Origin of the sequence: Bradyrhizobium sp. th-b2 (assembly GCF_000426785.1) — a bacterium.
Taxonomy (GTDB): Bacteria; Pseudomonadota; Alphaproteobacteria; order Rhizobiales; family Xanthobacteraceae; genus Bradyrhizobium; species Bradyrhizobium septentrionale.
Genome location: NZ_AUGA01000076.1, coordinates 1 through 25020 on the forward strand (window position 1 = coordinate 1; position 25020 = coordinate 25020).

Annotated in this window: 19 protein-coding genes and 4 pseudogenes; 10 read left to right on the plus strand and 13 right to left on the minus strand. The window is 58.9% G+C overall.

Going from position 1 to position 25020, the window contains the following annotated elements:
• Window positions 1-165: 165 nt before the first annotated feature.
• Together K359_RS54815 and K359_RS59695 are read left to right on the plus strand one after the other, a co-directional pair.
• Window positions 166-420 (plus strand): annotated as a pseudogene (locus tag K359_RS54815) (helix-turn-helix domain-containing protein); the annotation flags it as partial.
• 1078 nt (window positions 421-1498) lie between these two features.
• Window positions 1499-1710, plus strand: a pseudogene (locus K359_RS59695) (sarcosine oxidase subunit beta); the annotation flags it as partial.
• Between the two features lie 543 nt (window positions 1711-2253).
• On the opposite strand, the gene K359_RS0141165 reads toward K359_RS59695, so the two are convergent.
• Complete coding sequence (locus K359_RS0141165) at window positions 2254-2763, minus strand: hypothetical protein (protein WP_224496603.1); 510 nt, start codon at window positions 2761-2763, stop codon at window positions 2254-2256.
• 739 nt (window positions 2764-3502) lie between these two features.
• The gene (locus tag K359_RS0141170) at window positions 3503-3655 is read right to left on the minus strand and encodes a hypothetical protein (protein WP_156928957.1); all 153 of its coding nucleotides are present in this window, start codon (window positions 3653-3655) and stop codon (window positions 3503-3505) included.
• Between the two features lie 262 nt (window positions 3656-3917).
• Here K359_RS0141170 and K359_RS57760 point away from each other — a divergent pair, with 262 nt between their 5' ends.
• From K359_RS57760 to K359_RS0141185, 3 genes are all read left to right on the plus strand, one after another.
• Window positions 3918-5501, plus strand: a complete 1584-nt coding sequence (locus K359_RS57760) for a carbohydrate porin (protein WP_084518695.1) — start codon at window positions 3918-3920, stop codon at window positions 5499-5501.
• Window positions 5502-5888: 387 nt separating this feature from the next.
• Entirely contained in the window at window positions 5889-6083 is a 195-nt protein-coding gene (locus K359_RS66405) for a hypothetical protein (protein WP_029084420.1), read from the plus strand.
• A gap of 132 nt (window positions 6084-6215) precedes the next feature.
• Window positions 6216-7766, plus strand: a complete 1551-nt coding sequence (locus tag K359_RS0141185; RefSeq protein WP_029084421.1) for a S10 family peptidase — start codon at window positions 6216-6218, stop codon at window positions 7764-7766.
• A 1469-nt stretch (window positions 7767-9235) separates the two neighbouring features.
• Here K359_RS0141185 and K359_RS54825 read toward each other — a convergent pair.
• The 3 genes from K359_RS54825 to K359_RS54830 all read right to left on the minus strand — a co-directional run bounded on the left by K359_RS54825 (window position 9236) and on the right by K359_RS54830 (window position 13818).
• Window positions 9236-10222, minus strand: coding sequence for a pectinesterase family protein (locus K359_RS54825; RefSeq protein ID WP_051346694.1), 987 nt, complete (start codon window positions 10220-10222; stop codon window positions 9236-9238).
• Window positions 10223-10491: 269 nt separating this feature from the next.
• Window positions 10492-11781 carry a glycoside hydrolase family 28 protein gene (locus K359_RS0141200; protein ID WP_029084423.1) on the minus strand — a complete coding sequence of 430 codons (1290 nt, stop codon included), beginning with the start codon at window positions 11779-11781 and terminating at the stop codon, window positions 10492-10494.
• Between the two features lie 1185 nt (window positions 11782-12966).
• Entirely contained in the window at window positions 12967-13818 is an 852-nt protein-coding gene (locus K359_RS54830) for an aspartate/glutamate racemase family protein (protein ID WP_084518697.1), read from the minus strand.
• Window positions 13819-13956: 138 nt separating this feature from the next.
• Here K359_RS54830 and K359_RS0141215 point away from each other — a divergent pair, with 138 nt between their 5' ends.
• The 3 genes from K359_RS0141215 to K359_RS66410 all read left to right on the plus strand — a co-directional run bounded on the left by K359_RS0141215 (window position 13957) and on the right by K359_RS66410 (window position 16426).
• A complete protein-coding gene (locus K359_RS0141215; RefSeq protein ID WP_029084424.1) occupies window positions 13957-14415 on the plus strand; it encodes an Lrp/AsnC family transcriptional regulator in 459 nt (152 codons plus the stop codon).
• Window positions 14416-14857: 442 nt separating this feature from the next.
• Complete coding sequence (locus K359_RS0141225; RefSeq protein ID WP_029084425.1) at window positions 14858-15730, plus strand: hypothetical protein; 873 nt, start codon at window positions 14858-14860, stop codon at window positions 15728-15730.
• A 102-nt stretch (window positions 15731-15832) separates the two neighbouring features.
• On the plus strand, window positions 15833-16426 hold the full coding sequence (locus K359_RS66410; protein WP_215907974.1) for a DUF3088 family protein: 594 nt from the start codon (window positions 15833-15835) through the stop codon (window positions 16424-16426).
• Window positions 16427-16762: 336 nt separating this feature from the next.
• On the opposite strand, the gene K359_RS0141230 is transcribed toward K359_RS66410, so the two are convergent.
• The 3 genes from K359_RS0141230 to K359_RS59710 all read right to left on the minus strand — a co-directional run bounded on the left by K359_RS0141230 (window position 16763) and on the right by K359_RS59710 (window position 19621).
• On the minus strand, window positions 16763-17179 hold the full coding sequence (locus tag K359_RS0141230; RefSeq protein WP_029084426.1) for a LysR family transcriptional regulator: 417 nt from the start codon (window positions 17177-17179) through the stop codon (window positions 16763-16765).
• Window positions 17180-17782: 603 nt separating this feature from the next.
• Window positions 17783-18343 carry a prolyl oligopeptidase family serine peptidase gene (locus K359_RS65005; protein WP_338028994.1) on the minus strand — a complete coding sequence of 187 codons (561 nt, stop codon included), beginning with the start codon at window positions 18341-18343 and terminating at the stop codon, window positions 17783-17785.
• Between the two features lie 57 nt (window positions 18344-18400).
• Entirely contained in the window at window positions 18401-19621 is a 1221-nt protein-coding gene (locus K359_RS59710) for a hypothetical protein (RefSeq protein ID WP_338028979.1), read from the minus strand.
• Here K359_RS59710 and K359_RS65010 point away from each other — a divergent pair.
• Window positions 19607-19696, plus strand: a pseudogene (locus K359_RS65010) (DedA family protein); the annotation flags it as partial. The gene K359_RS59710 and the pseudogene K359_RS65010 overlap by 15 nt on opposite strands.
• On the opposite strand, the gene K359_RS54840 reads toward K359_RS65010, so the two are convergent.
• The 4 genes from K359_RS54840 to K359_RS0141255 form a co-directional block, all read right to left on the minus strand.
• Window positions 19686-20015 (minus strand): hypothetical protein, encoded by a 330-nt coding sequence (locus K359_RS54840; RefSeq protein WP_035978014.1) that lies wholly within the window; start codon window positions 20013-20015, stop codon window positions 19686-19688. The pseudogene K359_RS65010 and the gene K359_RS54840 sit on opposite strands and share 11 nt — an antisense overlap.
• A gap of 245 nt (window positions 20016-20260) precedes the next feature.
• The gene (locus K359_RS62210; RefSeq protein WP_156928958.1) at window positions 20261-20404 is read right to left on the minus strand and encodes a hypothetical protein; all 144 of its coding nucleotides are present in this window, start codon (window positions 20402-20404) and stop codon (window positions 20261-20263) included.
• 267 nt (window positions 20405-20671) lie between these two features.
• Window positions 20672-20878, minus strand: coding sequence for a cold-shock protein (locus K359_RS0141245; protein ID WP_029084427.1), 207 nt, complete (start codon window positions 20876-20878; stop codon window positions 20672-20674).
• Between the two features lie 1558 nt (window positions 20879-22436).
• Complete coding sequence (locus K359_RS0141255) at window positions 22437-22811, minus strand: hypothetical protein (protein ID WP_029084429.1); 375 nt, start codon at window positions 22809-22811, stop codon at window positions 22437-22439.
• A gap of 280 nt (window positions 22812-23091) precedes the next feature.
• Between K359_RS0141255 and K359_RS59715 the strand changes: the two genes are divergently transcribed.
• On the plus strand, window positions 23092-23484 hold the full coding sequence (locus tag K359_RS59715) for a hypothetical protein (RefSeq protein ID WP_084518698.1): 393 nt from the start codon (window positions 23092-23094) through the stop codon (window positions 23482-23484).
• 419 nt (window positions 23485-23903) lie between these two features.
• On the opposite strand, the pseudogene K359_RS0141260 reads toward K359_RS59715, so the two are convergent.
• Window positions 23904-25020 (minus strand): annotated as a pseudogene (locus K359_RS0141260) (oleate hydratase); the annotation flags it as partial.

Consider the following 25020-nt stretch of genomic DNA (forward strand, 5'->3'; position numbering starts at 1 on the left):
GAAGACCACCCATATGCGCACAGTTCCGAAGCATCAAATGAGGTCGCGGGCCGCGGCCCGTACGGTCATACTAGAGCATTTTCCGACCGGAACGAATCGGGTGGGGATTCCCAAAACGGCGCGAGTCAGATTCAAGCTGCATGCTGGCGAGGGAGGCCAGCATGTATGGCCAGGGCGCTTTCGGTTGATCTTCGTCAAAGGGTTATAGCCGCGATTGACGGTGGCATGTCCTGTCGACAGGCTGCCGAGCGCTTTGGTGTCAGCGCGGCCAGCGCGATCCGCTGGCGCGGTCGCCTCAAGGAAGTTGGCGACATCGTTCCTAAACGCCAGGGCGGTGACCGCAAATCGCAGCGCATCGAAGCGCATTCGCAATTGATTCTGGAGGCGGTGACAGCGAAGCCGGATATCACGCTCGCCGAGTGGCTCTGCACAGTGATTTTGATAGGTTGGGTTCGGCGGTCAGATTAGCTCCGGCAGGAGCTTCGGATCAAGATTGGATCATCGGATGACCAACCGAGACGGGGCCCTGTTCGTGGGCGGCAATCTCATGACTATCCGATGGCACGTGAACCAAATCCGTAACGCGCCGAAGATGGGACGAGTCCGAGCTACGGCTGCAGACACGAGTCGGCTTGCAACCGTTCACGCGCATACTAAAGACTTTCAATTCACGCAGCGGTGAACGGCCTTACTATGGGAACTCCAGTCAATTGCGAACAATATCTAGCACTCGGAGGACAGCATAAATGAGGATTGCCCAAGTCCCAGCGCAAAACAACACGGCAGCACGCCACGTGTTGGCCCTGAATCGATTTCGCCATTTGATGAGCTCGGATGCGTAACCACTGAAGCAATGACCGCGGACGACACCGATCATCTGGCCGTAGCTGTCAAACCGGAATTGGGAACGATGTTTTCGGATGTAATTGATCCTCTCTTGAGGCGAGAGACACCAAGTCCATATGTCAAGAGCTGAAGCTGCCTGCTGCTCGAGATGCGGCGTCCCGCGCAGTCTACTGCGATGATAACCTACTCCCGAAGCCTTGCTATATGCTCTGTTTGCGGCGCGCACGTCGTCGAAGTCTGTAAATCTAAAATGCATTATCGGATCGAGCCTGCTTTTGGTCATGTTTCGCTGGCGACGCTACAATATGACCTTACGTCAGCTTCAAGCCAAATTTGACCTACCAGCCCTATGAGGCTCCCCTCGACGTCTTGATGAGCCATGAGCGCTACGCGGGGGGATGGTGAGCGATCACCGCTGTCACGATCGCCAATTGATGTTCGTCGTGAGCTCGCGTCTCTCTGACAAGTTTGCGACCAACTGACCCGAAATCCCCGATCTTGGCGATCGTGCCAACCGCGCGGCATACTCGCTCAGTGCGGAGACGCTTCAATTGTCTGAAGAATTTAATCGTAGAACCTGCTTGCAACGGACAATGGCTCCCGATGGACTCGCGACGGCCGCTCCGTCCAGGGATAGCGGCTTGACATAGTAGGCAATGTTGGTCGTAACGCGACGATTGCTCGCTCGAACTACCTACTGCCCGGCAACAATCCCTTCTATGAGCCATGAACTGGGAGCAGGACTTCAACTTAAACGCCATGGTCTCAGCGTGGCGCGTTGAATCGCTTCCATTCCGACGCTCAGCGCGACGCTTATACGCGGCGCGCGAAGCCATGCGGCTACACGGCGTCGATGCCGACCTTTGGACCCAGACGCAGCGGTGACCTCCACCGACAGGCTGTGCTGCGATGGGTCGCGCACAAGGCCAGGATCGTCGTGCAACGCGAACTCTCTATACGGAAGATTCACGCGAGCCCGCGGGAGACGCGTCCGCGCCCCGGCCGGCGACGGGCTGCCCTGCGAATTGTCTGGCCCGTTAGATGACCCCGGCATCCTTAGCGCTCTTAGCTTCTGCTGAAAGTCCGTTGGACCCCGATGGTGCTAACCAGTCAAAATCACTGTGCAGAGCCACTAGGATAGTCCAGGTTCGGCGTTGCTCGGGCCCATCATTCAGATCGACAGGCGTTTCGGTTCGGACTTACGGCGGAGGCCGTCCGTAGCGGATCTTCTCGCTGTGATCGCGAAGATCCGGCTGCACTGAACGAGACATGTGATGGAAGGGGCCAATCCATATCCGGTTCGGGTCGAGGCGGCGCGAGGCAGCTTGACGCGGCGCCCGGCGCGGGCCCCGCCCCGGCGGTGGCGACGCGGTGAGACAGCGATACGGAGGCGACCGGTCTGTGGTGTCAGCGCTCGCCGATCGGTCCTGCGATCAAAGGCGCGCCTCCGACCGAAACAGGACCCTGTGGTTTTGAGCGTCCGATGCGTTTCTTGACGGAGCTCAAGACCGCTTTGTCTGGCGGCAAAGTAGCAGCGGAAGGAGCAGATGGACCAGGCGCCGGAATCTGCAAGGTGTCGATTCGCGAAGTCAGTGTGGTGAGTTGATCCAAGATCGCTTGGAGGTCGCCCCGCTGGGCATCGATGTGGCGGGTGAGCTCTGCGATGTCATCGCTCAGCTTCTGCTGCGCCCCCTGTGTCTCGGTCAGGGATGCCCTGTCCTCCGGTGACAGAACCATCGTTGAACCGACTTGCCCAGCGGCAGGCGTTTCGACGAACTCTGCGAGGCTCGATGCAAAATGGGCTGCCGCTGCACCCAGGCCGACGAAGACAACAAGAAACATCAAACCCCAGCGAATGCGCCCTAACGAGCTGTGCAAGAGCGGCCGCAAGTCCGAGGCGGCAGCCTGATCTGTCATCTCCATGGTTCCACGCGCGACTTCCCCGACCCAATAGGCTGCTCGTTGCTGCAATAGCCTGCGATGCTGACGGGCTGCAGCCGCCCGCGCCCCCCCGGGCACGATCATTCTTCGCAACCTCCGATCGTTTGCCCTTTGGCTCCACTGTGGGCTCTTTTTCAGCGCAAAAGACCCCTAGCGGGGATCTCCTGCATCTTACCGTCAGCAGCGGCGTACTGCTTCGCGTCTTTGCGAGCGACGGCGCAGCATTTTCTCACGATTCACAAGATCCTTGCAGATTTTCTCACCCTGCTGCGGCCGAATACGAACCGCGCCAACTCGCCGGAGTGCGTTGCGACGGAAACTCAGCCCTGCCAGCTAGCCACCTCAGCACCTGGCCGAGGGGCGCCATGCCATTGGACCGGCAGCCATTGCAACTACCAATCTCGGCAGGTTGATCGAGACGATGGACAGCTGGCAAGCGTGGCCATCGAACGCCCCACGGATCATTTGTCAAGGAACTCGGAATGCACCATAGATCTGGCCGCGCTAATGGAGCTGACGGATTCGCCAACTGTCCTCCGGCAGCGATCAAAGCTGCTCGAATGCTATTTTCTCCGTTCTCCTGCGCCAGCACGCAGAACACTCTGCCACGATCGCCGGGGGCACAGACGGCAACATTTTCCAGACCTCGCGCCCGTCTATTGCCTCGTCTTTCGGTGACCGAGCTGCCAACAAAGCTTCATGATGCCTGCCCTCGTCACCGGCGGGGGTTGCTTTCGGTGACTACCATTTCGTCGAGAATGACGTCTTCAAGCACGATGTTCGGCACCATAAGACTCCTCTGCGCCATCACGAAGCACGGTCGCTCGCGATGTCTTGCTGGCAAGGACAGCTGAAGCTCGTTCGTCATCAGCACCTCATCGAGCCAGCACGCCGCTCGCACTCGGCGCCACGCATGATGCACAAGCTACGTGCAGGCCAGATCATCCTCGCCCTCCCCGGGTGACGAGGTTCGGGACGGTTAAGCCGGTCCCGCTGGGGACGTACGAGACCTTTTGCTTTTAGAGGTCACCATAGCCTTCAGACTCCAAAGGCTGGGAAGGCCGCTTCTCGGGCAATCAGGCCGACGCTCGATCCATTCACGGCTCGCAGATAGGGACGCGAAGTACATTATGCGCGATCGCATTGTTTCGGCGATAACGTCTCGAACATCTTCGGCTACGGCGACACTTGCATACAGCTCGAAGCGACGGCGCCGGGTTGTCGCACTTCCGCTGGCGGCTTGTCTGGTCGGCAATTCAGTTCTGGCAAAAGCCGCTAACGAGCTTGATCTCAACAGAGATACTGCAGATCAGGTCACCAAAAGGAGCCGCAGCACCGCTCCCGATCGGGCGACAAGGCTCTCCATCCGCTTGATCAGTAAGGCATCCGGACCCCGTGCCGCGGCGCCGGCAACTGGTCCCAGCATGCCTCTCAAAAAGAGCGGCAGTGCCGATCAGGCTACCCAGACGAGAACACAAGCGGCGATCGACCCTTTCGCGCGTTTCGAAAATCTACGAGAAAAGGGGTTGTGGCTCGCCATTCCTGGGCCTGCCGATACGATAGATCAGGACAAGGGCGGCGCCAGATCTGCGCTGGCGGACATCGGCATCGGGTATATCGGCTGGACGCACAACAGCTTTGCAGACAACCAGCTGCCGAATGCAGCCAGAAGCAGCTTCGCAAACCAGCTCTATATGGGACAAAATCCGACATTTGCCACGGCGAACTTCATGATCGTCACCTACGATCTCAGCCGCTTCGGTATTGCTGATGGTCAAATTGCCGTGGGGGCCGAGCAGCAATACTGGACATGGAAGCGCCCGGGGCCAGATCGAGTAGGACTCAACACGCTCGCTTACTACCAAACTTTCCTCGACAGGACACTCGAACTCAAGTTTGGCTATCTTAGAAATCAGAACGAATTCACCGGCACATTGTTCGGAGGAATTTCAGGATCAAACATGTTCGCCCTGTTCCAAGCAGGGATGAGCACCAACGCGGCGCCGACCCCCGCCCTCAACCTGAAGTACAATTTCGATGATCGCTGGTACAACAAAGTCTCCGTGCAGCGCTCAATCAGTCCAGATGGACCCTATGCGCATGTAACCGAGAATCCCAGCGGCGTGAACTGGAGCACAGCAAACGCGGGCATTCTTTTCATCGACGAGATTGGCTACAAGAGCAAGGCCGCTCCCGGCGTGCCTGACACGTGGTTGCGGGCAGGCGCTGGTTTCAGCAGCAGCCGCTACAAGAATGTAGCGGACCCGGACCGGCAAAGGCATAGCGGCAATAGTTTTCACTACATCGCCGCGGACCAGCAGCTCTGGCAGAGTGACGTCCAGGGGGCACCATCTCGTGGTATCTATGGCGGATTCTCTCTCATGGGAGCACCGCCCGACCTCAACAGAATCAGCCAGTACTACGAGCTTCGCCTTTATGCGAAGGGACCTTTTGATAGTCGGCCCAGTGATCTGATGGCTCTCGTTGCCACCAACACCGTCTGGAGCAAGTTTGCGGTGGATGCTGCCTTGGCCAAGGGCGAGCTCGTGCATCGCGATACAACAGCAATCACGGGAACATACACTGCGTATCTCGCGCCGGGAATATATGCGAGCATCGGCCTGTCATACATCCATAACCCGACGAGCATCACACACACGCCCCAAACGGAGCACGCCCTCGACCTGTTGGTGTCTACGCTGATATTCTTCTAGATCATCGCAAGCCTCGTTTTGCTCTTACCTTTTCATGGAGCATGCGACAGCGAGCTTCTCGATTGCGATTCCGATGATTTCGCCTGGGTGTACCGATTTGATCTCGCCCAGGATTCCGAGATGATCTCGCCCATCGCCCGGGGCGCGAGGCGTTCTGGCTGTTTGGTTTCTGGTATCGGCGAAGCCGCGAGGCCAATCTAGAATCGCGGCTCGAAGGAATTGGTTTTTTTGCTGCTCCTGCTGCGGGCATGTGGGCAACGCCCTTCGCGTTGTCCACGCGCGGCGGCATGTCCACGGAGCCACTGGCTCAGGCCTTTCGGCCGGGCTTGCGGGTTCGCCGCAGGCTCTCGACGCCGGGGGGGGGCCGCAGATCGGCAGGTTGGCGTGGTGGGCGATCCAGCCGCCTTCGACCAGCATTGCCAGAAGGCTGCGGTCCAGACCGCGCGGAGTGCGATAGTCGATGTCCTCGACGGCGGCCTGCTGGCGCAGCTTGGCGATGGCCATGCCGTGAAGGGCGAGCGCGTTGAGCTGATCAGGGGTCGAACCGCCAACCGGGGCGATTGGCGATGGTCGGGCATATGATCTGCACCCGCCGACGGTGGCAACTGCTGACTCTGGTAGGTTTGTTGTTCCCACGCATGAGCTAGTGACTAGACCGTTTTGACAGACACGCCTCGCGCACCAACAGTGCAAGCCTTGCACAGGAGAACCTCTATGTCGTCGACCGCACTGCGCAGCACCTCTCTTGCGTTGATCCTGTTTGCTTGCGGGATCATGGGGAGCGTGCGGGCAGACGATCCGCCGCCGCGCGCCAATGCCACGACGCCGGCCGGCCAGAAGGGCGGCGCCGGCGAACACGCCGGCCAAGCGCCGAGTACGCCGTCGGCGGCCGAGCACCATCGCCTGCCGCCGGACTCCAGCACCAGGCAAACGCTTGATCTCCCTGGGCGGACGCTCTCTTTCATCGCGACGGGCGGCTCCATCCGCCTGTTCGACAAGAAGGGCGAACCGGAGGCCGACATCGCCTATACGTCCTATCAGCTTGACGGCGCCGATCGCGGCACGCGCCCGGTAACGTTCTTCTTCAACGGCGGACCGGGCTCATCATCGGCCTGGCTGCAGCTCGGCAATGCCGGACCGTGGCGGCTACCGATCAATGCTGACGAGGTCACGCCATCCACTTTTCCGGAGGTGAGGCCAAACGCGGAGACTTGGCTAGATTTCACCGATTTGGTGTTTCTCGACCCCGTGGGCACAGGCTATAGCCGTTTCGTGGGGACCGGCGATGATGTGCGCAAGCGGCTCTTTTCCGTTGACGGCGACGTCAACGCGCTCGCGCTGGTGGTCCGCCGCTGGCTCGAAAAGCATGACCGGCTGTTGTCGCCGAAATACATCGTGGGTGAAAGCTATGGGGGTATTCGCGGGCCAAAGGTTGTGCACCAGTTGCAGATGCGGCAGGGCATAGGCGTCAAGGGCCTTATAATGGTCTCGCCACTCTTCGACTACGGCCAGTATGCCCGCACTGGCCTGCTGCAATACATCGCAACACTGCCGAGCTATGTCGCGACCCTGCGTGAAGCCGAGGGTCCGGTAAAGCGAGCCGATCTCGCCGACGTGGAAGCTTATGCACGCGGAGAGTTTCTGGTCGACCTCATCAAAGGTCAGGCGGACAAGGAAGCGACCACACGTCTGGCCGACAAGGTCGCGGCGCTGACCGGCATCGATCAGGCGGTGAGTCGCAGGCTCGCGGGCCGCTTTGAGCTCGCCGAGTTTCGCCGTGAGTTCGATCGTAAGAACGGCAAGTTAATCGGCAATTATGACGCCTCAGTGCGTGGGCTCGATCCGTATCCGGACTCGGATTTCCATCTTTCCGGCGATCCCTCCAGCGACACGCTGCTCGCACCTCTGAGCAGCGCCACTGTCGATCTCCTTACGCGCAAGCTAAACTGGCGGCCGGACGGCTCCTATGAGCTAGTCAACGGCGCGGTCGCGCAGGCTTGGGATTTCGGCCGCGGGCCTCCGGAGTCGCTGTCGGAGCTGCGCCAGATTCTCGCAACGGACCCGAAGATGCAATTGCTAGTCGGGCACGGCCTGTTTGACCTCGTCACGCCTTATCTCGGATCACAGATCGTGCTCGACCAATTGCCGCCATTTGCCTCAGCACCGCGCGTCAAACTCGTAGTCTTTCCAGGCGGTCACATGTTCTATTCACGAGATGGCTCGCGCCACGCGTTTCGTGCAGAGGCCGAAGCGATTATGAAGTAACCCGGACCACCGCGAACTAGGTCACAAGCATGCTCGCGTTCGCACGAGCATAGTTATGATCTTTCAACGAGATCCGGATGAACTCCTAGCACCAGCTTCAATCGGCGCGAGACTCGGCTACGATCATCGTGAATCAAGCAATTGGGCGGGAGTTTATTTGTTGACTAAGCTTGGACTCGATTCTGGTCTGCCAGACCTTCCCGCTCTACCTGTGGCGCGGCGGTTTCGGTCAGGATTTGAGGATTGGCCTCAGGCTGCCGCCGATCGGCATCTTGTTCTATGTCGTCGCCGGCCGTACGCACCTCGTGCCGTGGATGATGGGACAGACAGGCGAAGCCGTCGACGGCAGGGGCATGGCTGGCAGGTCCATGGTATCCGTAAATCCACGGTCGCGATCCAGCTGCTGACGATGGTTCTCCCGCGTTCCTGCCAGCGCTGCGCCTCCTGTGCCAGACGAATTCGAAAAGCGAGCCAATCGCGCCTGCCGTTCTCCCGCAGGCGCACGCTCAAACGGCGCGGGTCGGTCGCCGCATTTTTGATGTTGCCTTCGCTGAGATTGCCTGCCGCTAACTCTTTGATGAGCGCGTCGACCCCGCGCGTCCGGCCGGCTGCCTCGCGTAATGAATGCGACGCTTCGTTGAAGAAACCTCTGACTGCCCCGCGTCTCGCGAGGGTTTTTTACTCCTGCTCCCGCCAAGGGCTTTGCCGCCCCCGATCTGATGCGTGACCACAGTCCGCGGATTTTTCCGCTCTTGGCGTGAACCGCAGCGTCTGAGTCCGGCAAGCTGTAGCGTTCGCTGCTGAACGGGTCATCCCGCAAACTGGACTGCGGCGCTAGGGCGAAGCTCCAAGCTGAAAGCGGGGAATGTCCACGCTCGCCCGCGCACCGCTGAGCGCGCCGCCTCTAGAACCAGGGTGTGGCGGCATCCGCATCGAACCGCCGATATCGCCTCGGCTGATCCGTCCACGGCCCTCTGCGACAGCCCGATCCGGCGAAGGCGAGCTTGCGGGGGTCCCATCCGTCGAATCAACCTGCAAATCCTCCATCCGCCGCTCAAAGTTGCTTTGCTGGCTTGCGTTGCCTGCTCGCGCCTGTTGCGCGGCGTACTCCTCGATTCAAGCGCCCGAATTGAAGAAGGGGTCGGTTGGATCCATCCTGCTCTCCTTGCGATGGTACAGGGCTTGCGCAATCCGCACGCCTTACAAGGCCGCAAGCGGCAGCCGTTCAGCGGTCGTTGGATTCTGGAGAATACGGGATCCAGCTTTCGAAAAGCTGACAAGAATTAAGAATTCGCAGCCGGCAATGTCGATCGCTTTGCTTTTCTTCTAAAGGAGGCAACAAGAATCTGGCGCGCTACGATGGCCGCCCCTGCCCGAATGCGAGTTGCTGTGGACGAGCCGCCCGAGCGCAACGAGGCTCGGGTCAAAGGGTTTGAAAACCCTCCACTTCCCGAGCGTTCGTCTAATTTTTATCTTGAAGGTTCGCTGGACAGCCAATCTATCGCGCCCCCGAAGAACGCTTTCAGCGACCATTTCGCGGCTTCGCTGTCAGTCAATTGATGAGAATGAGGCTCGCGGCCTGCGGGATTGGCCCCGATGCTGGAGGATTTGTATTCGGCATAGTAGGCCGTCCTGAACGTATCCGTCTTGCCGGGGGCCCATTCGCGCCAGCCTTCCGCAATGACCGGCGCATCGATCTTCGTCGACAGGAAGATCACTGTGGCATAGGGGCGCCAAGCGCGGCCAAGCGCAACATAGCGCGCACCAGGCTCGGCAGTCAGCCTGCACTGATCGAACACAAAGGCACTGTCCTCGCCCGGTGCTCCTTTGCTCTGCGCCGTATACAAAACCGCTTGATTTGCGATGCCGTGCAACTCACAGCGCCTGAAATAGGCCTTCGCATTGCCAAAAACGAAGTCGACATGCCCCTCGATGTAGCAATCAGAGAAGTACTGCCGCGACATTCGACCGTTAGGGCCCTTACCGGCGAACAATGTATCCTGGGCGCCAAGCAGGCGAACATGGATGATTGCGTCCCGGTCGCCGGTCACCGATAGCGCCACGGCCTGCGAAGCTGGATTGTCCCCCTTGAGGGAATAGTCGTTTTGGACCGTCAGATTGTCGAGCCGGAAGTCATCGCCCGAGGCGTTGAGCGTCGCAGAACGGGCTGTCCCTCCCACGTTGATTGCGCCATCGCCGTACACGATGATCGTATCATCCGGCTTTTTGCCGGTACCTTTGAGATGAACACCAGGTTTGAGGACTTTGACCTTTTCGCGATAGATGCCAGGCGCGATCTGGATATCCCCGCCTTGCGGTGGCAGTGCGTCAATGGCTGCCTGCACGGAGTGATAGGCCGTCTCTCCGGCGTGCGACACAAAAAGCAACTGAGTATCGGCTGCCGAGACAGAGCAACATTCCGCGAGAGCCGCAGCGGATAGCGCGATCATTCGCATATGACCTTCTCCATCCGATCCGCTGCGCGCTCGATGATCGATACAAACTGCCGCAGCGCAACAGCAGCCGAACCTTGCCAACGCAGCGAGTATGCCGCCGGGAACTTGCGCGCGATTTCCAGAGCGGCTGACCGCGACAAGTCTTCTCGGAAAGCTTGGCAGGGACGTGAGCGCCATGAAACGACCCGGGGCGCAACGCCACTCAATCTCAACCGCATTGACACGAAACCTGACCCGCCGGACACGAAGTTGTTGTGGTTACGCATTAACTAGTTCCGGAAGGCCTTTGCGCATTGCTCCCACCCGCCCGGCCCCCTCTCTCCAGCCCGGCCGGGCAGCGGCGGCGACACTGCAGAATGATCGGCGGTTACATTGGCGTTTTCCAGCCGCCAAGTCGCAGACTCGGCAAACCGAACATCCTCCAGCGTCACGTCAAGTGCATGCTTGCCGTCTACACCGCGCATCAGCAGCGTACCGTTGTCGCCGCGCACATGGCGCAGAGCGATCCGGCGATAGACTGGAATGCTGAAGCCTTGTGCGTGTGGATTGTACTTTGTATCGAAGGCGATCGGCCATCGGTTGCCGCGCAGACACACGTTCTCATATGTCACTCGCTCCACCAAGCCGCCTCGACTGACATCGCTCTTGATGCGCAGGCCGAATGTCGTGCCATCCAGCGTCAGGTCTCGCACCAATATGTCGCTGGCGCCGGAGTTCACTTCGCTGCCGATCGACATTCCATGTCCCCAGCCGAAGTAATTGTCGACGATGGAGATATGACGGCTTGGGCCATTGTCGCCGGCTTTGATGGCCACGTTATCGTCTCCAGTGCGGATAAAGCTGCGGGTGATGGTCACATCCTGGCTGGCGCCAGGGTCGATGCCGTCGGTGTTGCGGGCCTCGGCCGGCGCATCGATCGTGAGCCCCCAAAAGGTGGCACCTTCGACCCTGTTCATCACGACGTGGAAATTGGGCGCATTGCGTAGCGTGACACCATAGAACGTGATGTCCTGCGCCTGATCGATCTGGATCAAACGCGGGGCGTTCTGATTGCCGCTCTCAGTCTGGGCGCGGCGGGCCAACTGCCACCAAGTTTCGGTGCTGCCGGCCATGGCTGCTCCACCCTGGCCATCGATGGTGCCGTCGCCATAGATGCCGCCGCCACGCGTCTTGGAAAAGCTGATGAACGGACGGCAACCATCGCCCTTGCCTGCGATCCGTCCACAATGGCGCCGGCCTTTGTCATAGAGAGCTGGTTCGGCCATGGCGACAAGCGTGGCGCCACGTCCGATCCATAAGGTGACGCCTGATTTCATCCCGAGCGGGCCCGAGAAGTACTGGCCGCGGCCCAGATAGACCGCCGCGCCGGCGGGGCAATGGTCGATGGCGTCTTGCAACCTGGCCGTATCGTTTGTGCCAGACGGCACCGGGCGGTCGCAGACCGTGTGAGGTGCAACAGGTTCGGCAACAATGCGGCGGTCCTGCGCCTTGGCCATAGGGCAGAAAACGATGAAAGCAACGAAGGACAATAAGGCCCAGTCGCGGAAACGCTTTGTCATCGACTACCTCGAGCTTTGCCGCCCGCATCCTTGCAGCATGCTTTGTGTGAAGCTGAGCGCTGGCTGGATCGGCCGTAGCGCGGCTCACTGGCCTGGGCAAGATGACATTTATAAGACGCAGAGGAGGCGTGAACCTTGCAACCCGGCGACAGCGCCTTGCTTGTGAGCGAACAAAGATGAGCCGGTCAAAACGGCTGATCCCAACACTTGTCACGCGCGTGAGCGTTCGCGGCTTGGCTTCTCGCCACTTGCACTTGTGCGCGAATTCTTGCGCTCTACACCGCTCAGCCATTGCACCAAGCCAAGCCCCTGTTGCGAAGACCCGGTTGGCAGCCTACTTCCAGCTGTCGCTCGGTCGGACGCTGCCCCCAGCATCCGCTCGCAGGTTAGCGGGATCCGAGACAGGCTCCAATTGACGTGGTCGCACGTTACGCTCTCCGACCTCCTGCGCACGTGCGCTGAAGTGTCCCAGAGCAGATCGATGAGCCGTCTTCACGCTTCAGCGCTTGCTCAAGCTCTGTCAATTCTGCTTGGTACCTGGCCACATCCGATCGCGCGCGAAGGAGCTTGACTTTGGGCTCGTCTCGTCGCCTCGATTCCTCTTCAAGCCGCCAATTATCCTCGATCGGCTCAATGGTCATTTACGTACGGTCTCCGTTCTGCAGATGACTACAATCCTCAAAGCCTTGGACTGTTGATCTCCGGCAGAAGGTGGACCTTTGCCAGAACGACTTGAGGAACTGTTCACAGCAAGTTGTTCGAATTGTGCGAAGCACGTTTAGGATCGCCATTCGTCGATACCGCACAGAGTCAATCTTATCCTCGGCGCAGGACCGAAGCCCCACCGGAAGATAGAGAGCTTGCCAGGCGAGGCTGCGTCTCCGATGCAGCTCGCTGACCACTTGAAATGAACGAGCAAGCTTCATCTGACTTACAGATCAGGTGCCGCGAGATCGCAATAGTCGCCGCAGCGGATGCTCGGCACATCGAGCAACCGACGTGCCAGTGACGCCGACGGCCGTTTTGACGAATCGCGGCACCTCTCGGCGCGCTGTCTGGATACCGACGTCTGACTGTCGGGCTTCGGACAACCGACGTCTTCGATCACTGGGCTGAAATGGCTCATACCACAAGTGGTCTGGGCGGACTGACCAAGCACACACCATCGAGTGCGCAGATCTCGAATCAATGCTCTTCCACCTCGGCGCAGCTTTGCAAATGAGAGCTGAGGGAATATCGTGGCGCTCGATCAGCTGTCATCGTGGGACAGCCTCTGTGCGGCTCAACTGAAACGGCGCCGGCAGGCGGCTTGCCGTCGGCGAAGTCAGCTGCCGCCTTGGCGTGCAGCTTGGCCGAATCGAACAGCGACAGCTGTGTATGCTCCGGCCCGATCAGCAGGCCGATCTCGGTGCAGCCGAGGATGACCGCATCGGCGCCTCTTGCGCGACCGCGCGCGATGATTTCAATAAAGGCCTGACGTGACTGATCCGAAATGACACCGCAGCAAAGCTCATTGAAAATAACATTGTGGATCCGGCTTCGATCCTTCTCGTCGGGCACGATCGGCGAAAGATCGAACCGCTCACGCAGTCGGTCACAATAGAACGGCTGCTCCATTGTGTAGAGCGTGGCCAGCAACAGCGGCCGCTTGATGCTCGCTGTGACGAGAGCTGCTCCGGTCACATCGATGATGTGGATGAGCGGCACGCCTAGGTTCTCCGCGACCGTGTCGGCAATCAGATGCATCGTATTGGTGCAGATGAGGATGCATCCAGCACCACCATCCACCAGCTGTCGAGCGATCTTCGCCAAACGTTTGGCGGCTTGTTCCCAGTCTCCCGCTCTCTGCAGGGCGTTGATATCCTCAAAATTCACCGAACGCAGCAAGATGTCGGCGGATGCCAGGCCGCCGCGTCGCCGGCGCACGATTTCGTTGATTTCCTTGTAGTAAATGGCTGTGCTCTCCCAACTCATCCCCCCGATGAGTCCGATCGTCTGCTCCACTTTGGTGTTCTCCACTTCAACCGAACGCCACATGAGCTTAACGTGCCGTATGCAGCAAATCTCGGCATTGTTTCGCTCGATATCGCTGGTAAGCGCAAATCAAACTCCTTATTTCTCCAACGCAAAAACTATTTGCGCCCGCCCCCGAAGCCGGCTGAAAGGACATGCCTCTTGGACGATCGCGATCGAAAGATTTTGGACCGCTTGCAAGCGGATGCATCGATTCCGGTCACAGAGCTTGCCAAATCGACCAATCTATCGGTGTCCGCCTGCTGGCGTCGCATCAAGAGCATGGAAGACAGCGGCTTGATCAGTCGGCGCGTCGCACTGGTGGATCGCCGCAAGGCCAATCTGCCCATGACGGTGTTCGTGGGTGTACGCACCTCACATCATTCGATCGGCTGGGTAGAGGACTTCCGCCGCACTATCGCCGACATTCCAGAGATCGTTGAAGCCTATCGCCTAACGGGCGAGATCGACTATTTGCTGCGCCTCGTCGTGCCGAGCGTAGATGTTTACGATGAGGTTTATAAACAGCTGATCACCCGGCTCGACTTCGCTGACGTCAGCTCATTCATCAGTATGGAGGATCTGAAGTTCACCACTGCTGTACCATTGAGCTATGTTTAGGGTGCCGCGCAACGGCCCACCCTTGGCAGTGAAATCGATTCAGAAAATCCATTCATTGCGATACCGCAGCTATGCCCACGTGGCCATCTGGATCAACTCTTAAAGGACATTCCCCATACGCGCTGACAGCTCCTATAGTGTCAATCGCCGCCTTACTGATCCGATCGCGCCCGACTAGCCCGTCTTATTCGTCAGAGGGCGCCTGAGAGGCTGGCGAGCGTGGTGTAAAGCGCTGATGCGGCGTAGGAGCTCACTTCGAGCAGGGCAACATCTTGATGCGGCAAGACAAACCACGAGCTGCTCTGCAATCCTATCTGGCCGCGGCCGAGATCAATTCCAAAAGCCCCGATCTGCAAAGCAATCTCTTCAGCGCTGCAGCGCTGCAGGCCTTGGGATTGCGGTCATTTTTGCTCCTATCGACAGAAGCGATCCGATCGCTGTCATGATGATCGTAAATGTGCTTCGAATTTGCACCCTGCTCTCCATCTCCTTCACGGACGAGATCGATTCTGTTTTGAGCTATGCTTCAATCGCTGTCCTGAGCTTGGTCCAGCCCGTCTACTTGTCCGCGGAAGTCTCTTTCTTCCGCCGTATCACATCCGAAGACAGCATGATCTCGGTGCGTCGCAACATCGCCAACATCGACTGGCTCACATATCTGCTCGGAATGTTTGCAGGTGCCATGCTCGTCGACCAGCTGCACTTGCCCGGCGTTTTGGCTCTCAACTTATCGGCGGTCATGCTTTCCTTGATGGTGCTCTTTGGCATCAAGCAGCGTTCCAATAGACTTCCGTCAGTCCTTGAATCGCCGTCCTCGGGAACCATGTTGGATTTGGCGCCGCTCTATCCCGCGTTCTTTGCGGTCCTTCTTCTCAATCTGGGAGCGGGCCTCATCAACGTCTATCCTGCAATACGTGCCACAGCTGCAGGAGTGCTTGATCGAGGCGTTCTATTGACGTTTGTCATGACGAATGGCGTTTTCGCCTTGCTGGGCGCGCTAGCTGTCAAGCCGATTTTCGACCGGTTGGGCGCCTTACCAACCATCGCCGGGGCCGCGGTGCTACTCGCGGCATGCCTGGCAATCATGTCACTCGATGCGGGCCTGCCTGTGGCGATCGCTTCCAGCAGCGCGATGCTTGGCTTCGGCCAAATATTTGCGGCTGCCGCTCACACGCACATGGTTTCGTTAGTGGCGCCGAATCGAGCCGGCCGCCTTTCCGGGCTGTTTCAATGTTGTACTTATAGCGGCGTCGCAGGCAATGGCATGTTTTTTCGTTTCTGGGTGATCAGCTCTCTTTCCGGCTGGTCGTGCTGATATGTGCAGCTAGCGCATTTCTCGCTTTCGTCGTCCCGACCTTCGCCATAGTCAGATCCAGGCATTCTCAAATTTCATGTCCTGTCGATCGATAGATCCACGATGCACACTACGCCACGCGATCAGCTGCGCCTTCTAGAACGACCCTTTGCAGATCCGGCATTTCCGGGGCAGGAGTTCTATTGCTGGCAATGCGCCGTGCTGGAGGGGGTGCTGTCCGCGTTCCCAAGTCGGGCCACCAATCTCGACCTTCACCGGATTGCTTGGCTGCGGCCACGAACCGAGCTCATCGAGAGGCTCGGCCCCGATCATCAGTCCGTGCCCGTTCTCATTTTCGAGAAGGGAAGCGTTGCACCGGGGAAATGCGGAATACGCGAAGGGGTTGGCCTATGTCGACGATCCTTTTACAATCCTGCATCTCTTAGCAGTGCACCACGGATTTCCGGCCCCTCATCCGTGAAGACTCTGCCTCGTGTGAGCCTGCTATGGAAGTCGACACGCGGCCATCAACGAACTCACGTGACGAGTGAGCCTGCGGGTACAGTTTCAATTGACTACCTGCTTCGCCTCTTGAGACACGTCGTGGAGCGGCGACAGTGGATAGTCCCGGCTGAGTATTTCTGCCAATACCCTCCGCCGAAACTCTTTAACAGCGACCATATTTCGCGCGTGCTCACTGACAAACATGTAGATTGAGCGATCGATCGGCACAAAGCCAAATGGAGCCACAAGCTCCCCCTTTTTAAGGTTGCTTCTGACCAGAACCTGCGACGATATTGCGGCTCCAAGTCCGCTTTTTGGCCGCCTTCACAGCTAGGGGAATGTATCGAACACGACGTCACGCGATCCCCGCAAACATATTGCAGCTGCGTTGGCCCATTCGTTCCAGGCGTCCAACCTGACGGACGCGTGCAGCAGAGGAATTGACAAGATGTCTTCTGGGCTTTTGATCGCCTCGAGTGCAGCCGGCGCTGCTTACAGGGCCAATCATTTCGTTGGATACGTGCACCTCATGGACGGGAAGCGGTTGCTTCAATATGCCGGATACGCGTTTAGATCGGCATCGGTCTCGAAGACAAAGTCAATGTCCGAATGTAGTTGGCGGAACGCACCAATCCGAGGTAAGAGGCTATGCGACAAGAATGTGGTTGAGCACCCCACCACCACTGATCTTCCCGCATCGCGCCTTCGCAGTTCGTAGCATCCTTTCTCGAGCATTGTGAACACGCTCGCACAGCTGTGCTTTAGCTGTTCGCCGTCGGACGTCAGCCGCACGCCCGAGCTGTGGCGAACGAACAGCCTCCTGCCGAACCAAATTTCAAGGATGCGCATCTGGTAACTTACCGCTCCGGTCGTCATGTTCAGCCGCTCAGCCGCCTTTGAGAAGCTTGGAAACTCGCTCACCGCCTCAAACAGATGAAGGCTTTTCAAGATCGGTAGTTTGTGCATCTGACTTGCTTCTTTCCCGCCCTCTAACTGCGTGGCTGTTATTGGGCCTGCAATGAGCCTGGATTCTCTTCAGCACCTACAACCGATATTGCTGACTGGCGGGACCGCCCAACCACTGAGACCTCGTTCGACCCTCGGCCCGCCAGGCAAACTTACCAACCTACTCTCCCTGCCCACCTTCCGATCAAACCTCGATCGAGGCACATAGGCGCTTCGGATCTCTTGGCCTGTGAGGCTCGCTTCGAGTGGAGAACTCCGCTCGGTGCAACATGAGATTGCTGCGTGATCTCTTAAGAATTTCACGGAGTTTGAGGTTGGAGTAGCAAGTCTTGGGCCAATCATGCTCTGCGAAAATTCGGCCAGACCGAAATGCGGGCGGTTAGCCAGACTGGATGGCGAGCCGCAATTGGCGACCTCGTGTTCGAAGACCTCTCGGGCGCGGCGCGAATTCCCAAGGGTCGTCAAAGTCCGGCGTACCATCCTGCCCGCCGATCGCGTCGTTCGGTGGTATCGCCTTGCGGCCGGCTGATGAGCTCCGCTGACCAACGTGGCGATGCCGAGACGACTGGTCTTTATCGGCTTTGATCACCCCGTCCGTCGAACTTACTCAAGACAAAGCCGCCTGGATGCATAGGTGTATTCGAGGGCTAGCTGACGCGCATATTCGATCAGATTGGCCGCAGCGCTATGTCCCCCATCGATGTTCTCGTAGTAGAAGTAAGGCTGGCCCAGCGCAGCGAGCCTCGCGGCGGCCTTGCGGCCGTGCGCTGGATGCACGCGACCATCCTTGGTGGAGGTGAGAATTAAAGGGGCGGGGTAAGTCTTGCCCGGCACCAGCTTTTGGTAGGGCGAGTAGGCCTCGATCCACGTGCGCTGCTCGGGAATGGTGGGGTCACCATACTCGGCGATCCAGGAGGCGCCCGCGCCCAGTTTGGTGAATCGAAGCATGTCAGAGAGCGGAACCTGGATGATCGCCGCGTTGAAGAGCTCGGGCCGTTGGGTGATTGCGGCGCCAACAAGCAGTCCGCCCTGGCTGCCGCCGATCACGCCTAGTCGTCGTGGACTGGTGATGTTCCGGCGGATCAGGTTTTCCCGCGCAGATTCGCAACGAGATAAGCATTGCCCTGTTCGAGCCAGAGCCGCCCCATTGGTCCCGCATAGAATGGAAGGAGCGGAATCTGGAACCCGCCATAACCATAGAGAAGCGTCAGGATCGCGCCGTCAAATCTTGCGTTCTTGGGCCGCACCAGAAAGTAGGGAATCCGCGTGCCATCGCGCGAGGTCGCTTCGAGCTGCTCCACGACATGCCGGGATCCATCGAAGGCCGCAGGTGCCGTCTTTAATGCCTCGAGTTGTTTGCTCGCGGCATCGAAGTACCAAAGCGATGTTGGCGTGAAATAGTCGGAGACCGTGAACATCACCTGCTGACACGCTAACATTCGCATTGTCCGGGACCGGGATCGGCGTGGCGGACCAAGCCCCTTGATCATACTTGTAGATGAACGCCTTGCTCTGAACGTTGTCAAGGATCGTCAGGATCATCAAGTTCCTCGTGCGACTGAGCCCGCTCAGTGCCTGCCGGAGCCCAGGCTGGAAGACAAGCGACGGTCTAGCGCGCAGCGGATCTTGCTTCCATTCGGCCAGGTCATACGAGATCATCGAACCGGTCGCGAAGCTGGTGTCGCCGGGCGGCGTCCATTCTTCGTCAAGCGTCACAAGCAGGCGGCCACTCACGACCCCAACGATAGCCGCCTTCCTGGGCAGATTGAGCGTGATAGGCCCATTGGCGCCGAAGAGCACATACTCGTGCTCGAAGGAGCTGATCACGCGGATGGCGCCGGCCGCATGGATATGGCCTTCACTGTCACGAAGTACGAAGGGCATCGTCTGAACATCGGTCGGTTGGCCCCGAAAAATCTCGCGCGCCTCAGCGAGCGGCTGAGCGCGTTTGAGCTCCTTCACCACGAAGGGGTAGCCGGCCTGCGTCAGGGTCCCTTCGCCCCAGTCTCGTGCAAGAAGGACTGTGTCACCATCGAGCCATCGGACACTCTGCTTACCCTGGGGAAGATCAAAGCCGGCCTCAACGAAGGCCTTGGCGTCTCGGTCGAACTCACGGATGAACGCGGCGTCCTTACCGCCATCGGAAAGCGTTAGCAGGCAGAGGCGTTCTTCCGGCGGAAGGCAGTTGCCACCTTTAAAGACCCAATTCTTGTTCTCGGCGACAGCCAGTTCGTCCACATCGAGGATGGTCTCCCATCGCGGGTCTTGGCTGCGATAGCTCTCAAGCGTGGTGCGCCGCCAGACGCCGCGCACCTGCGTGTCGTCTTGCCAGAAATTTTCCAGACCGCGCCGCCCCAACGAAACGTACGGAATCCGGTCACGCCGGCGCCGCCGGTGACCGTGTGTCGCCGCCGTTCGAACCGTAGACATAAGCTGATCCATCTTAACGGCCTGTCCGACAAGGTCGACGCGTTCCGCGCCTCCTATGCTGAATGGGGCGCCGTGATCATCCTGCTTCCTTGGCCTGCAGGATGGTGAGCGCCTCTTCGTAAAAGCGCCGATAGCGGGGATCTGACTGGAACACGCCAAGCGTCTTGTCGTTCTCGGCCCGTGCCCAAGCCAATGCGCGCGGCGCTTCGATCTCCTCGAGCCAAAGGAATGGGTCGTCAGCCGGCCCCGCAGCCGTCCGCTCTTGCAACAGCGCCGCGGAGGTGAAACAGGCAATCGAGCGCAACGCGGTGGAGAGCACTGACGTGTTCATGGGCTTGTCCCGGATGAGGTCGAACGGCCACGCTTGCAGGTCTCGCGTTAAGCGGAAGCAGCCAACAATGCGCATCCGATCTCGTCAGCGTGCATTGGGCGGCTTGTGCCAGCTGGCAGCTCGAACACTGCAAGCCGCGTGCCGGCCGAAAAGTCGTGCGTTTCAGCCGCTCCGGCCGCATGGCGATGTCAACTTGCCGACATTGGTTCAGAAGTTGACATCGACGAATTGCCGGGCGGATAGCCTCGCGTCTTCGGATAGACCAGCGGCTTCGATCGTTAGGGCCATGACCGGGACGTGGCGATGTACCCGCCGGTCGCCTAATGCTTACCTCCGAACATGGAGTGTGTACGCTCTGCTTCCCGCCGAGCGTTACGGGCCGATTTACCGACGGGCGTCATCACGACAAAGAACAGCGCGTTGATCAGCAGCCAGATCGCGATCAGGCTCAGGGCGGCGTGCATGGCGATCTCCGACATCGTTCATGGTAGCTGCAAGCTTTTGCCGAGTTGGACGAACTCCTTGCGAAACGCACAAACCGCGCGCCAACCATTCGGTTCCTCGACTGCTTGCCAAGCGTGGACCATTCGAGAGATTGCGCTTGCACGCTCTCGCTGAACGTGACGACGCACACGCCACAAGAGCCGGTCCATCAGTAGCGCGCAGCAGTTCTCCGCGGCCGGACCGGACGGCAGTCTGACGAGTGGAGAGAGATCACCGCACAGATCTGATTACCCGACCCGGAGATCTTCGGCTGACATCTTGCCCGAGCGATTGGCCTTCAGCTCGTAACTGACCCGAGCCCCCTCTTCTAACCCCGTATAGCCTGCCTTCTCGACTGCACGGATATGCACGAAGACATCCGGCCCTCCATCTTCCGGCCTGATGAAGCCATATCCCTTCGTCGGATTGAACCACTTCACAATACCCATTGCCACCGCACGATTCTCCAAATTGAAGGACAGTGATCTAACCAGGACTTTCGCAGTCATCAAGCTCCCCGGCAAGAGAGCAACGTCTCAGCTGTCGCCTGCGAGAGCAGCGCAGCAACTAAGGTGTCGGCTCGGAAACTCGCCACATCCTTCGAGGAAGTCCACTTCCACAATTAAGCGGTTAGACTGCACAAATTACGCCACAGACGCAGCTTCCGCGCGCGCGTCGGCTTGATGAGCAGGATTCCGGCCTGGTCCATGTACGCAACACTTGCTTACCAATGGGATTAGCCAGTTTCACCCACGCTCTTCAAAAGATTTACACGCGCTGAGCTTGTAAGCGATCGGCTCACGCGGCGACAACAACATCCTACGTTGAAAATCAACTCATTTATCCAAGCTGCGCGAATCGACGCGCGCCCACTCCACCAAACATGAATGCCGCCCATCGGGGCGTGCTCCGCCCATTCATCGCGCGTTGAGAGATTGTCGAGGTTCTATTGTCAGCTTGAGACCACTGTCAGGAAGTTGATACGACACACTCTTAGAAACTTCGCTGCAAAATATCGGCACGCGGTTCGGCCAGAGGCCGCGTGACAAGTTAAAGCTGCGCCGCGTCATGCTCTACGTCGATTAGACCCGCCTTTCCCGCGGCGACGCCGCGACCTTTGACGGTGACTATGGGGAGGAATAAGTGATTTTGCGCATCCATGACCGGTTGCGCGGTGACTTCGCTGGATGGGGGATCGATGGCTGATCGAGGCCGCTCGCTCTGATCGGCGACGGCCTTTTCGAGCGCGGAGAGGAATTGCCGCCCCCTCTTCCGTGATTTCCCAGCCAAGAGTATCGCGAAAGACAAACCCGGCCGAGAAGATATTCAGGTCAGGTGCGCGTTCGGCCAGCCGCTTCATGCGATCGGTCCAGTCACGGCCGCTGTTCATCAGGATTTCAACGGCGTGCCTTATGTCGGCAACGGAGGCCCGCCCGGCAGATTGGCCGGCCAGCACTTTCAGGACGGTCAGCTGGAAGGACACTTCCACCTCTCCGGTGGGCCGGGTGTGCAGTTTCCGGTGCAATGGATCAAGCATAGGGGCGCAACGTCAATAACATAGCGCGGTTAACCTCAACTATATTGGCTAACCGCGAGCGCGACGGCCCAGATTTACCTCGCCGCGGGGCGTCAAGGTCAACGCGCGAGCTCGTTTGCCTCGAGACGTGAAAGGCCTCGGGCATCAGCGTAGCTGATATTGCTCTCCGGCCGCAGCGCCACGGGCCAGTATGGGCCTACCTGGCGGACCCAAGCTGTGCGCGCCCCTTCATCAGCCACAGCATCACTATCGATCGGCAGCACAGCCGACGGCATCGTTGCCTGCGCCGATCTTTGCGCGGTGTGCACCTTGACCTACGGGGTACGATGAGCGCCCGGTTCGGACCGTTCTTAGCCCACTGACAAAGGAGTATCTCGCCATGCCCACAACACACCTCGCCGGAAAAGCTTCAATTTCCTGCGGCGCGGGTCGAGCGGCGGTTTTACGAGACTGGACTAAGCTGTTAGTATAGCCTGCTACACATCGTGACGCTCAAAAGGAGAAAGTGGCAGGCAAAAGCGCCGCGCGCCCGCGACAGGCAAACCGAATGCACGCGCAATCGCGAAACGGAATATGCAGATGGCCGATTCCGAGAGCCGGATGGGGAGACGAACGTTGATGACGTCGCCACGGGGCTTCGCCTGCTCGATCCCGACTTCGAGAATCCAGGATATCGACATGGACGGCGTCGTTCGGATTGAACGGCCGGGCGTCGCCCCCAACATCAACCAGGCGTCCGCGCCATACCCGTGAGCCGCCCCGCCCAAACGGCAGGTTATCGTTCCCGCGCCATCGCGATGGATGCGAGCGTGATGGCGGCCAATGCCAGCCGCAATCACGGCAAAGCGCATCGACGTGCGACCGCACCACCTTTGGCAGCACCGTCGATCTACACAGTCAGCGCTCGTCCTCAACGAGGTTGCCGCGGTTCTCAGCCTCTGAACCGGGGATGGGTGAACATTCCAGCAAGTGGCGCCTAGAATGCGCAATTTGCGGCGCGATCACGCCGTACCAAAAGAGGTAGGTATGACATGTTGGAGGGTGTGGTAACCTTCTGAAGGTTGACGATCGGAACTGAGCAGCGAAACAACTCAGGTGTTACAAATCCTCTTTTAGGCTAGGAGACGTCGAATGAACGCGAATACAACCGAAGACGAGAAACGCGAACGGCGGCCACGTCCAGAGCCCGGACTGACCGGCGCCGCCGCCGATGGCGTTGGAGAACCTGCAGCAGCGGCATCACGCATTCCATCAATTTTTCCGGAATGGCAAAAATCGATCGAATCGACAAGGCACCTGTACGCCGCGGCATTAAAGGATGGATTAAGTTTGGCTGCTTCCTCTCTGCACGAACAAGCAAGCTTTCTGAGAAATCTTGCCGACTCTAAAACTCCCTCAGAGCTACTGAAGTGCCATCTGGACTTCGCGGAGAAATTCTGGTCGAAGTCGTTCAGCGAAGGCTCGAAAATATTGGATCATCTCAAACCATCGCCATCGTCTGCGGTAAGGCAAGCAACCCACTAAGCTTGAGAAACAAGGCCCCGATCGCACTCTGCTTTATCCGCAGCCGGGCTGCACGTCGCCGACCGGCGACGTTATGGATACTGCATCTCGGCGCGTCCTGAGAAAACCTCCTTCCGCCACCTGGTCGATTTGGAGCTCAGGTGGCACATCGAACGCGAGTGTCACGCAGACGGGTCGGCCGCCAGCATTATGTGCGGGCACGATTGTTGCGGCTTCCATTACCACGCCATGTTATGAATCGCGGCCCGAGAACAATTCCGCCCTTCGCGTGTACCGTCATGTGCAATGTTACGAGTGTGCCGCCTTCGACACTCGACGAAGGGCTTGCCCCTTGCAATTCACACTCGTACGGGCCGTGGAGAACGAGCTCTCCAGCTGCACAAGACAGGCGAACGCACAAAGCCCTCACTCGGAGATCGATGATATTCATTGAGCAGTCTTGCCGGGTTCTGTAGCGCCGATATTCTTCAGCATTAGGTCGCGCAAGAACGCCGGACCGGGAATTCGGATTTCCTTGCCGTCGCGCAGTCTGCCGATTGCCGCAAGCAGCTTGCGGATATCATAGGTCGAATTGAACACCTCTGGCACACCACGTTCGACGTTGAGGAGCGTGTAGACGGCCTCCATCGCCGTGCGCACTGAGTATTCGGTCGTGAAGACGCAATCGCTCTCCGCCGACTCAGCAAACTGGCCGATGAAGGCAAAATTGATAGCGCCTTTGGGCACGACATTTGGTCGATCACCCGCCTGCCGCGGCATGAAGAGAGAGGTGACGTAGGGCATCATCACCGGCACTGTCTTTGCGGCCATCGCGGCGAGTCCCGGTATGTCCTCGACCGGCACGCCGAGGTGATACAACCATTCCTGCGTGATTTCCTCGCCCGTGCAATCTTGCATCGGCTTGTTCACGTAGTCGCCAGGCTTGTCGACGAAAAGTGAGTAGACCCAGACGACGATCTGATTACTGGGCTGGTACTTGAAATGCGGTTGACGGTTTACAGTCCAACTGAGCAGCCAGTTCGAATCCTTCGCCGTGACGATCCCTCCCGTGACGACCTTGCCGCTGAACGGATCGCGTTTGGCGATCTTGCGGATATAGGCTGGAATGCGCGCATCTAGAGTCGTGATCGTCGCCGATTGCCATTTGGTTGCAGGAATATTGCCGCCGAAGACATCCGGGCGGCCGAACGCCGCGTCCTTGGCCGCAATACGCCGCCACAGATCCCAAGCAGGCGCCGGGCCTTCGTCGAGCCTGGAGGGCGTGTGATGGTCTGCCTGGTCCGAGTTTTCGGTGAGCGACCCGATCGTCATGAATACAAGATCGTCGGCGCCAAGGCCGATGCCGCCGGCGACGCCGTCCTCCAGCCAGTGGATAGCCGTGGCCTGCTTGCATCCGGCCTTTATGTCGAAATCGACATCGGTGACTTCGACGTCGTAGCGGAAGTTGACGCCCTGCTCCAACAGCCATTTGCACAACGGTAGAACCAGCGATTCATACTGATTGTACCTGGTAAACTTCAGCGCGCTGAAATCCGG

What these genes read in the sequence shown, in the direction of transcription:
- K359_RS0141185 (WP_029084421.1), top strand. Translation starts at nt 6,216, where the DNA reads ATGTCGTCGACCGCACTGCGCAGCACCTCTCTTGCGTTGATCCTGTTT.
- K359_RS57760 (WP_084518695.1), top strand. Translation starts at nt 3,918, where the DNA reads ATGCGCGATCGCATTGTTTCGGCGATAACGTCTCGAACATCTTCGGCT.
- K359_RS0141230 (WP_029084426.1), bottom strand. Translation starts at nt 17,179, where the DNA reads ATGCACAAACTACCGATCTTGAAAAGCCTTCATCTGTTTGAGGCGGTG.
- K359_RS0141200 (WP_029084423.1), bottom strand. Translation starts at nt 11,781, where the DNA reads ATGACAAAGCGTTTCCGCGACTGGGCCTTATTGTCCTTCGTTGCTTTC.
- K359_RS0141225 (WP_029084425.1), top strand. Translation starts at nt 14,858, where the DNA reads ATGATGATCGTAAATGTGCTTCGAATTTGCACCCTGCTCTCCATCTCC.
- K359_RS0141165 (WP_224496603.1), bottom strand. Translation starts at nt 2,763, where the DNA reads ATGACAGATCAGGCTGCCGCCTCGGACTTGCGGCCGCTCTTGCACAGC.
- K359_RS59710 (WP_338028979.1), bottom strand. Translation starts at nt 19,621, where the DNA reads ATGGATCAGCTTATGTCTACGGTTCGAACGGCGGCGACACACGGTCAC.
- K359_RS54825 (WP_051346694.1), bottom strand. Translation starts at nt 10,222, where the DNA reads ATGCGAATGATCGCGCTATCCGCTGCGGCTCTCGCGGAATGTTGCTCT.
- K359_RS66410 (WP_215907974.1), top strand. Translation starts at nt 15,833, where the DNA reads ATGCACACTACGCCACGCGATCAGCTGCGCCTTCTAGAACGACCCTTT.
- K359_RS62210 (WP_156928958.1), bottom strand. Translation starts at nt 20,404, where the DNA reads ATGCACGCCGCCCTGAGCCTGATCGCGATCTGGCTGCTGATCAACGCG.
- K359_RS54840 (WP_035978014.1), bottom strand. Translation starts at nt 20,015, where the DNA reads ATGCGCATTGTTGGCTGCTTCCGCTTAACGCGAGACCTGCAAGCGTGG.
- K359_RS0141170 (WP_156928957.1), bottom strand. Translation starts at nt 3,655, where the DNA reads ATGACGAACGAGCTTCAGCTGTCCTTGCCAGCAAGACATCGCGAGCGA.
- K359_RS0141255 (WP_029084429.1), bottom strand. Translation starts at nt 22,811, where the DNA reads ATGCGCTTTGCCGTGATTGCGGCTGGCATTGGCCGCCATCACGCTCGC.
- K359_RS54830 (WP_084518697.1), bottom strand. Translation starts at nt 13,818, where the DNA reads ATGTGGCGTTCGGTTGAAGTGGAGAACACCAAAGTGGAGCAGACGATC.
- K359_RS59715 (WP_084518698.1), top strand. Translation starts at nt 23,092, where the DNA reads ATGAACGCGAATACAACCGAAGACGAGAAACGCGAACGGCGGCCACGT.